This window comes from Bacteroides sp. OF03-11BH (genome assembly GCF_003604005.1).
In the GTDB taxonomy this organism is placed as follows: domain Bacteria; phylum Bacteroidota; class Bacteroidia; order Bacteroidales; family Bacteroidaceae; genus Bacteroides; species Bacteroides ovatus.
Genome location: NZ_QTMW01000008.1, coordinates 143,465 through 155,614 on the forward strand (window position 1 = coordinate 143,465; position 12,150 = coordinate 155,614).

Annotated in this window: 12 protein-coding genes; 10 read left to right on the forward strand and 2 right to left on the reverse strand. The window is 39.5% G+C overall.

Annotation, left to right across the window (positions count from 1 at the left end; genetic code table 11):
* Positions 1–10 precede the first annotated feature (10 nt).
* From DXA54_RS08370 to DXA54_RS08405, 8 genes are all read left to right on the forward strand, one after another.
* Complete coding sequence (locus DXA54_RS08370) at positions 11–2,668, forward strand: DUF4458 domain-containing protein (RefSeq protein WP_008648329.1); 2,658 nt, start codon at positions 11–13, stop codon at positions 2,666–2,668.
* A 27-nt stretch (positions 2,669–2,695) separates the two neighbouring features.
* On the forward strand, positions 2,696–4,402 hold the full coding sequence (locus tag DXA54_RS08375; protein ID WP_008648328.1) for a BACON domain-containing protein: 1,707 nt from the start codon (positions 2,696–2,698) through the stop codon (positions 4,400–4,402).
* Positions 4,403–4,412: 10 nt separating this feature from the next.
* Positions 4,413–6,482 (forward strand): S8 family peptidase, encoded by a 2,070-nt coding sequence (locus DXA54_RS08380; RefSeq protein ID WP_008648327.1) that lies wholly within the window; start codon positions 4,413–4,415, stop codon positions 6,480–6,482.
* A gap of 8 nt (positions 6,483–6,490) precedes the next feature.
* Complete coding sequence (locus tag DXA54_RS08385; protein ID WP_004297329.1) at positions 6,491–7,249, forward strand: DUF1573 domain-containing protein; 759 nt, start codon at positions 6,491–6,493, stop codon at positions 7,247–7,249.
* Between the two features lie 21 nt (positions 7,250–7,270).
* Positions 7,271–7,765, forward strand: a complete 495-nt coding sequence (locus DXA54_RS08390) for a lipocalin family protein (protein ID WP_232284331.1) — start codon at positions 7,271–7,273, stop codon at positions 7,763–7,765.
* Positions 7,766–7,968: 203 nt separating this feature from the next.
* Positions 7,969–8,397, forward strand: a complete 429-nt coding sequence (locus DXA54_RS08395) for a Fur family transcriptional regulator (RefSeq protein WP_004297332.1) — start codon at positions 7,969–7,971, stop codon at positions 8,395–8,397.
* Between the two features lie 22 nt (positions 8,398–8,419).
* Positions 8,420–8,980: an NADH peroxidase gene (locus DXA54_RS08400; RefSeq protein ID WP_004297333.1), complete on the forward strand. Its 561-nt coding sequence runs from the start codon at positions 8,420–8,422 to the stop codon at positions 8,978–8,980.
* A 94-nt stretch (positions 8,981–9,074) separates the two neighbouring features.
* On the forward strand, positions 9,075–9,710 hold the full coding sequence (locus DXA54_RS08405) for a SagB/ThcOx family dehydrogenase (RefSeq protein ID WP_032852526.1): 636 nt from the start codon (positions 9,075–9,077) through the stop codon (positions 9,708–9,710).
* Between the two features lie 109 nt (positions 9,711–9,819).
* Here DXA54_RS08405 and DXA54_RS08410 read toward each other — a convergent pair whose 3' ends face one another.
* On the reverse strand, positions 9,820–10,284 hold the full coding sequence (locus tag DXA54_RS08410; protein WP_004297335.1) for a thioredoxin domain-containing protein: 465 nt from the start codon (positions 10,282–10,284) through the stop codon (positions 9,820–9,822).
* A 17-nt stretch (positions 10,285–10,301) separates the two neighbouring features.
* On the reverse strand, positions 10,302–10,601 hold the full coding sequence (trxA, locus tag DXA54_RS08415; RefSeq protein WP_004306008.1) for a thioredoxin: 300 nt from the start codon (positions 10,599–10,601) through the stop codon (positions 10,302–10,304).
* A 168-nt stretch (positions 10,602–10,769) separates the two neighbouring features.
* On the opposite strand from trxA, the gene DXA54_RS08420 reads away from it, so the two are divergent.
* Both DXA54_RS08420 and DXA54_RS08425 read left to right on the forward strand, forming a co-directional pair.
* A complete protein-coding gene (locus tag DXA54_RS08420; RefSeq protein WP_120079206.1) occupies positions 10,770–11,897 on the forward strand; it encodes a glycosyltransferase family protein in 1,128 nt (375 codons plus the stop codon).
* Positions 11,894–12,076: a type II toxin-antitoxin system HicB family antitoxin gene (locus DXA54_RS08425; protein WP_004297339.1), complete on the forward strand. Its 183-nt coding sequence runs from the start codon at positions 11,894–11,896 to the stop codon at positions 12,074–12,076. The genes DXA54_RS08420 and DXA54_RS08425 overlap by 4 nt, the downstream gene beginning before the upstream one ends.
* The last annotated feature ends 74 nt before the right edge of the window (positions 12,077–12,150 follow it).

The window sequence follows — 12,150 nt, forward strand, 5'->3', positions numbered from 1 at the left end:
GAATGATTTTATGAAAACAAAGATATTATTTATAAGAATGTTTGTCCTTTCCTGTATACTGTTTATTCTAGGGTTTACAGTAGGAAGTTGCTCTGACGACGATGATGCTGTGCTTCAGGCAGGATATGGATATGCTCAGTTCAAACTCTATAAGAGTGGGTTGGCAGAAACGAAAAAAACGCGTGCCAGTACGAATGAACTGAACTATTTGCGCGATGCGCAAAAAATGAAGATTGTACTCATCAATCAGGACGATGGTACTGAAGTTGTGCAGACTGTGGGTCTGGAGGCGATGGGAGATGATAGTGAATTTGGCCTGCGAAGTGAAAAACTTCAGTTGATGGCCGGAACCTACCAGATTGTTGGTTTCTACCTATTTAAAGCAGATGGAACAGCACAGGAATTGAAACAAATTCTTTCCGGAGAACCGTATGAAAAGACGATTATCACGGTGATCAATGGTGGATTGGCTGTACAAGATATACATGTGAAAGTCGTGAATCGAGGTATAGTGAAATTTACCGTGACTAAGAATTTTCTACCATCTACTCGTGCGACATTGGGAGAGGATTATCTGTTCTCTGATATTAAATATATTAATGTAACAGTACAGGAGCAATTTACAAAAAAGGATACGACTTTTAGTAATGTTAGTGTAGAATATACGGAGAAACTGGACGGCAATGGAACAAAAATATCCGTGGCCGTCAGTGATTCACTTTTCCGACTTCCTGCAGGTAAGTATAAAGTCAAGAATTATACGACCATTAAGAAAAACAAAAGTTCTTTGGAGTATGGAGAGGTGAATGGGGCTGATTTTGAAGTTTCGGATAATGTGACTACTGAAGTTAAAATTCCAGTTAATTTCAGTAAAACTACTGGCAGTATTAAAGATTATCTGATTCTGAAAGAAATTTGGGAAGCCCTGAAAGGTCCGGCTATTCCTGAAAAGAATCAAAAGGGATGGAGTTATTCCGGTGTTACATATCCTTTAGGAACTAACTGGGATTTTAATAAAGATATTGATTTATGGGGAGAGCAACCTGGCGTAGGATTGGATGAGAAAGGACGTGTCATAGGTCTTACTATTGGTGCGTTCGGTCCTGAAGGCGATATTCCAGCATCCTTAGGAGAATTGACGGAACTTAGAACATTGTCATTAGGTAATCACTCCGAACAAGTGGGTGATAATATTATTGAGAAAACAATAGGAACTGAACTGACTGAAGTACAGAAGAACTCTGTACGAAATGATTTTTATAATAAGTTCGTAAAAAAGGATATGGCATCATATTTCTCTGAACCTATACAAGCTGCGCTGAAATGGCAGAAAGAGGGGATACCTAGTCGTTTTTCACAGGCTGATGTAAAGAGCGAAGCCAGTCGTCCTTCTTTGAAGGATGTGCCGGTTAATCGGTTGACAAATGGAATACATAGAATTCCTGCTTCTATAGGAAATCTGGTAAATTTGCAATACTTATACATTGCCAATGGCAAATTTGAGGGATTTGAACCGGGTACTAATCTTAGCAAATTAGAAAATCTGACAGACCTCGAAATTTACAATTGTCCGTCAATGAAAAAACTTCCAGAGGAATTGCAACAATTACCTAACCTTCAATCATTCAATTTGGCGAGCAATCCGAATTTGGGAGATTTTCATGAGGATTTGGGCGAGTTTGTAGCTAGTGAAAATATAAGTAAGACATTACAAATATTTTATTTGACCTACAATAATCTGACTGTCTTACCGGATATGTCGATGGTGAAAAAACTGGGTAAACTGGATTGTGCATACAATAAGATTAAAAAGATTGAGAAAGCTTTCGGTAGCGATGTGGTCTTAGTGCAATTGTCAATGGATTATAATCAAATAGAAGAATTGCCGCGTGATGGAAGTGGAAGCTTCTGCGGATATGCAGATGTGGAGTCTTTCTCTTTTGCACATAATAAATTGAAAAAATTCCCGAATATATTTAGTTCACAATCTATATATGTAATGTCTTCGGTTAATTTCTCATTCAATGAGATAGATGGATTTGAAGGTGAGGAAGACGGTACATTTAAGGGCGTGAATGCTAATACGATTGCCTTAGGTGGTAATAAACTGAAAAAATTCCCGGATATACTATTCAAAACAAATTCTCAAGTGTCTGTTTTAGGATTGAACGGTAACGGTATAGAGGAGATTCCGAAAGGTACGTTTAGTGCTTCAAAATATTCTTATATGATGAAAACGCTGGACCTGACTTATAATAAGTTGTCGAAGTTGCCGGATGATTTCAACGGAAAGAACATGCCTTTCCTTTATGGAGTAGATATAAGTAACAACCGTTTTACGGAAGTTCCTACAGGTCCGATGGATGCAGCTACATTGACTGTTTACGCTGTCCGTAGCCAGCGCGATGAGAACGGTAATCGTTTGTTGAGAAAATGGCCGTCTAATATATCTTTATGTCCGAGTTTGCGGCAGTTCTGCATTGGTGGAAATGATTTGCGAAAGATTACTGATACGATTTCCCCGTATGTTATCGTTTTTGAGATAAAGGATAATCCAAATATCTCTCTTAATCTTTCCAATGTCTGCAATATGATTAAGGCAGGAGCGTATCTCCTTATCTATGATCCGGAACAGGATATTCGCGGATGTGATTATTTGAAAAATTAAATGGATAAATAATAAAAAAGAATCTATATGAAACCATTGTTTAATATATATTTATGCCTCTTTGCAAGTTTGCTTTTTATTGCAGCTTGTAATGATTCGGATGAAGAGGGGATTACTGGTTTCACCATTGACACTCAAGAAGTTACATTAGGTGCTACTGGAGGAATGGAGCCGGTAAAAGTGGCTTCAGGTACCAAATGGGTGGCAAAGGTAGACAAACCTTGGGTGAAGGTGATGCCCGCTAATGGTGTAGGAAGTACTAATTGTGAAATTGTAGTAGACTCTACGCTTTCTAATGACGTGCGACATGCTGTCGTGACATTTGTACCGGAAGGACAACCGAAACAGGAATTGAAAATACATCAGACCGGATATGGAAAGATGATTGGACTGGATAAATATGAAGTGGAAGTGCCCAATATGGGGAATGCAGATAAAAGATATTTTGATATATCAGTGACTACAAATGTCGAGTTTAAGGTTGATTATCCTTTGATAGGCTCTTGGGTAACTACTACTAAAAGAAATCCTGATATTTCATTGGATTATGGAGCTCGTCCCCGTACTATCAAGATGCGATTCAAGTGGGAGATGAATACAGACCCCCAAGAAAGAATTGCTTCTATAAAATTTCTTCCAGTGAACGAAGCTGATGAATTGGAGAAAGAAGTGACCTTGACGGTAAAGCAGGAAGCCGCACCGGAAATAACGGATGATAGAAGAGGAGATTCTATTGCTATTGTTATTGCAAGTACAAAATTGCGCTCAATGACTAACTGGGATGCTAGTGAACGTCTTGACTATTGGTTGGGGGTAACCGTTTGGGAAAAGACAGATAAAGGTGTAACACCCGAGCAGCTGGGACGTGTACGTTCCGTTGAATTCAGGATGCTGAATACAAAAGAAGAGTTACCTGCTGAAATCGGTAAAATTAAATATCTGGAAACGTTGGTTGTTTATGGTAACACGAACACTATGTTGCTCCCTTCTCCTTATCGGATTGGAAATGCATTGGCAGGATTAAAATATCTAAGGAATCTGACAATAAGTGCACTAGGTATTACAACAATCTCGAAAACAGAATTGGAAAGCTCGCGTAAAGACTTGATCACCTTGGATTTGAGTGGAAATAATTTCACGACTATTCCGTATGATTTGACTCCTGCTAATTTCCCGGGACTGCTCAATTTAAGTTTAACAGGTAATCGCCGTTATAGTACAATTACAGATTTAAGTACTGAAACGCGTGACAATCCAGGGTTATGTATAGATGCTTCTTCTTCTACATTAAAAAATTTATTGAAGTGGAAAAATCTGAAATCTTTATCATTATCTTATAATTTGATTTATGGTAAACTCCCAACATTTATTAATAGCTATAATGGTAGTCCTGAATATGGTGTATCTACTTACACAGATGAGGATATCCAGCAAAACGATACATTAATGAGTGCCAGCGAGGAGGTGAAAGCAAAACTAAAAACAATTCCGAATATTCTGCCTAATGCCGAACATTTCTCTATTAACTTGAATTTCTTGACTGGTGATGATTTGCCGGATTGGTTACTCTATCATCCACGTTTTGCGCGTTTTGATCCGTTTACCTTGATTTATACGCAAGATTCAGGTAAAGATAAGAGTGGCAATATTCCTGGTTTTAAGAATGAACCGTCAAATTTGGAATGGTTCTATGAACGTTATCCGAAAGCCAGACCTACATTAACAGATAATTGATTTTTTGATTATGAAAAGAATATATTTAATTCTAATAGCCGCTGTAGCGATCACTTTTGCATCTTGTTCCGATCAGGATATGGATGCTGTGAAACCTGATACAGGACAGGGAGCTCCTATCATAGATTTACCCGAAGGAGCTACTCAGGGTAAAATTTTGGTAAAATTTAAACCGGAAGCGGCATCCTTTTTGGATGCTGCTACTACCCGCTCTATCGGAGGTGCTTTGACCCGTTCGGGAATTTCGGATATGGATGCAGTTCTGCAGCGAATCGGTATTTCTGAACTGGAACGTATTTTTCCGGTGGACAGTCGTACGGAAGAACGTACTCGCAAAGCGGGATTGAATCTTTGGTATATTATCCATTTTGCTGAAGATACGGATTTGGAGCAGGTAGCCAAGGACTTGTCACAAGTGGCGGATGTAGCAAAAGTCCAGTTCACTCGTGCTATTCAGCGTTCTTATGATCCGAATGTACGGGCAACTGTGCTCACCAAGCAGGCAATGACCCGTGTGGTGCATACAACTCGTGCTGTGAATACCGATGCGAACGATCCTTTTTTTAATCTACAATGGGGATGTAAGAATGATGGTTCTATTCTTCAGAATGGAGAAAAAAATGATAAAGGAGATAATGTAGTACCTGCTGTAATGGGTGTTGATGTAAATTGTGGGGAAGCCTGGAAGCTTTGTACGGGTAATCCTTCCATTGTTGTTGCTGTGCTTGATGAAGGTGTGATGTACGACCATCCTGACTTGGAAGGAAATATATGGGTGAATGAGGATGAAACATTTGCTTCAAAGGAAGATGCTGATGGAAATGGTTATGCCGGTGACCGCTATGGCTACAACTTCACAGATGATAAAGGCTATATCTCTTATGACGATCCGAATGATACCGGACATGGGACTCATGTGGCCGGGATTATCAGTGCAGTGAGGAATAATGGTGAAGGTATTAGTGGCATTGCAGGAGGGGATAAAGCCAATAATAGAGGTGGTGTAAAAATCATGAGTTGTCAGGTCTTTTCCGGTTCTAAAGGATGTGACTTGTATCAGGAAGCGAAAGCTGTGAAATATGCGGCAGATAACGGTGCCGTTATTTTGCAGTGTAGTTGGGGATATAATTCGGGGCTTTCCAATCCTATTAGTGGGTATACCCCGGGGTTTACTTCTGATAAAGATTGGGTCGATGCTGCTCCGTTGGAAAAAGAAGCCTTCGATTATTTTCTTCATAATGCCGGTTCGCCAAACGATGTCATAGACGGAGGTATCATTGTATTTGCCGCAGGTAATGAATATGCAGCTATGGCCGGATATCCGGGAGCTTATCCTGATTATATATCTGTAGCCGCTTTGGCTGCCGACGGGACTCCTTCCTGTTACTCCAACTATGCGATGGGCGTTTCTATTGCAGCTCCGGGTGGTGACAGTGATTATCATCAGAGCTCGAAAGGAAAAATATATTCCACATTACCTCCTTCTGCCAATGAAGATGGTGGGGAAAATTCTCATTACGGATATATGGAAGGAACATCGCAGGCTTGTCCACATATTTCGGGAGTAGCGGCATTGGGACTTTCTTATGCAGCTGAATTACATCGTCATTTCCGTGCAGATGAATTCCGTAAAATGATATTGGAGTCTGTCAATCCGGTGGAACCCTATTTTAAAGAAACGAAAGTTTATTGGTACACAAATGCTTCGTTCGGACAAATAGCTGCCGGACAAATGGAGCCTGCCGCTTATGCGGGCAATATGGGAACAGGGTTGATTGATGCCTATAAGCTGTTGAAAGCAGTTGAAGGAGGTGGTGTGGAGATGACTGTACCTAATATGTATGTGGCCGTCGAAGCTACAAGTAAAATCAATTATTCCCGTTATTTCAAAAATGGAGAGAATATGACCTTTACCTGTACAGTTGATGATAACTCAATTGCTACCCTTACGACAGAGAACAACATTACTTTCACTTTGAAAGGCTTGAAAGTTGGTTCTACAAAAGCTACAGTCAAGGCGAGTGACGGCACCAAGCAAGATTTTTTCATCACTGTTCGTAAGAACGATAGTTGGATGTAAACTCTATTATGAAACGATATCTTGCCGAAACCATCGAACTTGGGCTGTTCCTTCTTATTTACCTGTTTCCTGTGCATAGCTTTGCGCAGGAAACAGTCGAACAAGTCTTGCAGTTTGAACATACAGTAATGAATATAGGAACTTTATCAGAAGACGATGATCCGGCAATGTATCATTTTAAATATCATAATGTAAGCAAGAAGCCTATATACCTTTCCAAGTTAACTACTTCCTGTGGTTGTACGGTAGCCAAATATGATAAAAAGGTAGTGCAACCGGGAGAGCAGGGAGAAATCATATTGGTCTTTCATCCAATGGATCAGGCTGGTGATTTGTATAGGGAAGCGTTTGTTTATACCGATCTTTCGAAGGAGCATCCTACAGCTAAGTTGGCACTCGTCGGTAAGGTATTGCCTACCGCTGACCGATGGAGGGACTATCCTGTATATATAGGGAACACATTACGGCTGAAAAGAAAGGATTGGCAAGTCAGGATACTTTCCCGAGAAGGGAGGCAAGTGGAAAGATTTGTATGCGTTAATACAGGGAAACAGCCTTTGAGGTTATCAGCCTTGTTGTTACCGGAATACATTCACTTCCATACAGAACCGGAAATTATTTCTCCGGGAATAGAAGCTGATATGGTTCTTTCTATTGATAAGGGCTTACTACCTCAAAAGAATGAAATTACATTTCATTTTATGTTGGATGGTATTCCTGTCCGGCCTTGCGAAAGGAGAATACAGGTGAAACTATTGTTACAATAATAATTATTATAAAATATGTATATGAAAAATATATTCAAAATGATGTTACTGGTCACTATGGCATTATTTATGTCATGTGGAGACGACGATGAAGTGAAGCTTCCTGATACGAAGGATGTAAATTATGCGAATATTGCAGGGACTTGGCGATTGAGTGAATGGAATGGAGAAAAGATAGACGGTGATACACGATACTATTATATCAAGTTTGACCGGAAAGAGAAAGACGGAAAACGTTCTTATACCATTTATACAAACCTCAACAGTGCTACGTCCCAGCAAATTCCCGGCTCCTTTACTCTGAATAAAGAGGAGGATTACGGAGATGTTATTAGCGGTACTTATTATTACCAGCTTGATACGGACGATGAATGGGAATATTCATATATCGTTTCGGGGTTAACTGATATTTCAATGGTATGGACTGCTAAAGAGGATATGGGGGAAATAAAAGTTTATACTCGATGTGAGGATATACCATCAGATATCTTAACCGGAACACGAACTTCATTCTAATCTTGATACTTTTAGTATCTTTTATAATAAAACCGTTTAAGTCAGTTTCTTGCACTTAAACGGTTTTGTTTTTGTATTAATCTTCAGTAGTATAGATTATATATAAAAAAACGAAGATTTATTTGGAAATAATATTGAAACTCTTTATCTTTGCATTGAATTTATAATTGTAATGAATACAACTTTGAAAGAAAGGGAAGATAATGAAGCCATACGATCGATTATTAGAACATAATATCAAGCCGTCCATGCAGCGTATCGCTATCATGGAATATCTGATGGATAATCCGATTCATCCATCAGCTGATGATATATATACTGCACTATCTCCCTCGATGCCGACACTTTCAAAAACTACGGTTTATAATACATTGAAATTGTTTTCGGAGCAAGGAGCAGCCTTGATGCTTACAATTGATGAGAAGAATACGAACTTTGACGCAGATACTTCCGTACATTCTCATTTTTTGTGCAAGCGTTGTGGACACATTTATGATCTGAAATGCCCGGAAGCCATAAAGAAAGTGGAGAATATAGACATGGATGGTCACCAGGTATCAGAAGTTCATTATTATTATAAAGGTATTTGCAAGAATTGCTTAAGTAAAGATAAAGAAACACGTATTGACTAATTAATTTAAAATTGAGAAGAAAATGAAAAAATTTAGATGTACTGTATGCGGTTACGTTCATGAAGGTGACGCAGCTCCTGAAAAATGCCCATTGTGTAAAGCTCCTGCCAGCAAATTCGTAGAAGTTGTTGAGGTAGAAGGTGGCGCATTGTCTTTTGCTGACGAACACGTTATTGGTGTGGCAAAAGGTTGTGACGAAGAAATGATTAAGGACCTGAACAATCACTTCATGGGAGAATGTACTGAAGTTGGTATGTATTTGGCAATGAGCCGTCAGGCAGACCGTGAAGGTTATCCTGAAGTAGCTGAAGCTTTCAAACGTTACGCTTGGGAAGAAGCTGAACATGCTGCTAAGTTTGCAGAATTGTTGGGCGACTGCGTATGGGATACTAAAACGAACCTGCAGAAACGTAAAGATGCTGAACAAGGTGCATGCGAGGACAAAAAACGTATCGCAACTCGTGCTAAAGCTCTGAATCTGGATGCTATCCATGACACTGTACACGAAATGTGCAAAGACGAAGCTCGTCACGGCAAAGGTTTTGAAGGATTGTACAACCGTTATTTCGGCGATAAGAAATAATTAAGCCTAATAAACTCTTAAAAGGTCTGTATTCTGCAACGAATACAGACCTTTTTTATTTATATTTGTCTATCAATTTTTAAATACCACAGTTATGAGGAAAATACAACTATTGTTAGTTTGTTTAATGCTTTCGGTGGCTGCTTTTGCTGCTGATAAAGTGATTAAATTGCCGAAGCCTAATTTAAACCGTACCAGTGCGGTGATGAAGGCATTGTCTGAACGACATTCAACTCGCGAGTATGCTTCTAAATCATTGAGTCTGTCGGATCTGTCTGATTTGTTATGGGCTGCTAATGGGATAAACCGTAAGGAATCCGGAATGAGAACAGCTCCGTCAGCGTTGAATAAGCAGGATGTGGATGTATATGTAGTATTACCTGAAGGAAGTTATCTGTATGATGCTAAAAATCATCAGTTGACTCTGGTTGCTGAAGGAGATCATCGTGGAGCAGTAGCCGGTGGACAGGCATTTGTGAAAACAGCTCCGGTGTCTTTGGTGTTAATCAGTGATCTTTCCAGATTTGGAGATGCGAAGAGTGCACGCAGCCAGTTGATGGGGGCTATGGATTCCGGCATCGTTTCTCAAAATATTTCAATATTCTGTTCCGCTGCTAACATAGCAACAGTGCCACGCGCTTCGATGGACAATGAACAATTGAAGAAAGTTTTGAAATTGAAAGATAGCCAAATGCCAATGATGAATCATCCTGTGGGATACTTCAAATAAGGATTGGCAAGATATACAAAAGAGTGACGGTATCCCGCAAGGATACCGTCACTCTTTTCCTATTATAGCGTTACTATCCCGACCGGATAGCGTCACTATATTTTCTTCTTTACTTCAAGAGAAATTCATCAATCGCTTTTTTGTAAGTTGCCTTGTCAGCAGCTCCACGGAAAAGCTGTGGATCTCCTTTCATGGGAATGAATACAAACAATGGAATACTTGTTGCATTAAATAAAGCTGCCAGTTCTTTTTGTTTATCTACATTGACTTTGTAGATGACAATTTTTCCGGCATATTCCTTTGCCAATTCTTTCATGATAGGAGCTGTTTGGCGACATGGTCCGCACCAATCTGCATATAAGTCGATGATGGCGGGCTTATTACCTTTATAATTCCACTCCTTTGATTTCTCATAATCGAAGACGTCTTTCAGAAACATATCTTTGTCCATTACGACGACTTCACCGTTACCTGTTACCTCTTTTTTACCTTGATTAGTTTCCCTACTGTCATTGAATGCGTATACAATTACACTTGCCATGACGAGGGCTACCATTACTAATACTTTCTTCATTCGTTATTATTATCTTTTTATGTATAATGCTTCTCGATAACCCCTTGTAGTTCGCTACTATGGATTACGCCGGAATGTCTCCAGACAGCCTCTCCATTCTTGAACAGTATAAAGGTTGGTACAGCTTGTATGCGATATTTAGTAGCCAGGTCTTCATGCTGGTCAACGTCTATCTTTGCAATACGTGCTTTATCTCCCACAATAAGTTTTAGTTCTTCTAAAACCGGTTTCATTGCTTTGCAAGGTCCACACCATTCTGCAAAGAAATCAACTAAAACGGGCACTGGTGACTGTATTAAATCTTCAAATTTTTCCATAATCTTTTCTTTCTTAGAGTTAAAAAGCAGTCTTTGAAGACCGCAAATATAATTTCTATTTTATTATATAACGAGAAAAAGCTGATTTTGTTCATGAAATAGTAATCATAGAGTCATCATCTTGTAATGTGAAAGAGGGAACTTTGCGTATCTAAAAATAATGGAACTATGAAATTTTTATTTATTGTTCAAGGTGAGGGGAGAGGGCATTTTACACAGGCAATCACTCTCGAAGAAATGTTATTGCGCAATGGGCATGAAGTAGTGGAAGTCTTAGTCGGGAAAAGCTCGACACGTACTTTGCCGGGATTTTTCAATCGGAGTATTCATGCACCGGTGAAGCGATTCATTAGTCCGAACTTTCTGCCTACGGCAGATAATAAACGGGCGAACCTGACGAAAAGCTTTGCATACAATTTATTAAGATTACCGGAGTATCTTCGTAGCATGTATTATATAAATCAGCGGATCAGGGAGACAGGGGCGGAAGTTGTCATCAACTTCTACGAGCTTTTAACCGGACTTACCTATGCACTCTTCCGTCCCTCCGTTCCGTATATTTGTGTTGGGCATCAGTATCTGTTTTTACATCGTGATTTCGAGTCTCCGGATAAAAATTCGTGCCAGTTATGGATGCTGCGTTTCTTTACCCGGATGACCGCTCTAAGATCTTCGAAGAAACTGGCTTTGTCTTTCCTGGAAATGGAACAGGATGATATGAATCAAATAGTGACCGTTCCTCCATTGATTCGTCAGGAAGTGACCGCTATCCGTCCGGAAAAGGGTGATTATATTCATGGATATATGGTTAATTCCGGGTTTGCTGATAGCGTGGAGAGTTTTCATGCGAAACATCCGGAAGTTCCTTTAACTTTTTTCTGGGATAGATCGGATGCTGAAGAGGTGACACGGATTGACGAAACATTGAGTTTCCATCAAATAGATGATGTGAAGTTTCTTAATGCTATGGCGGGTTGTAAGGCTTATGCCAGTACGGCAGGCTTCGAGTCTATTTGCGAAGCAATGTATCTTGGAAAACCTGTATTAATGGTTCCAGCACATATTGAACAAGACTGCAATGCCTATGATGCAATGAAAGCGGGGGCAGGAATAATCAGTGATTCCTTTGATTTGCAGCCGTTGCTTTGTTTTGCAGGAGAATATACTCCGAACCGTCATTTCGTTTATTGGGTTCGTAGCTGTGAACGTCGGATGATCCGTGAACTGGAGAAACTGGCAGCTTCACATTCAGAAATAACTTCAATACCAACATTCACTAATTATTTACCAATATGAAACTAAACAGAACGGATTATGTGCTTGAACGCGCATCAGATGGTGGCTACTATGCCTGGTTGACTGTAAATATGCAATGTAATGCTTATGGGGAATCTCCTGAAGAAGCAGTTCAGAATTTACAGAATATAATGAATGAGATGATTGACGAGATGTATATGGTGGAAGAGTTTATATAAATTGAAAATAGAGAATTAAAAATTGAGAAATATAATGCCAGATGGCATAACTTTTATTTCTCAATTTTTAATTC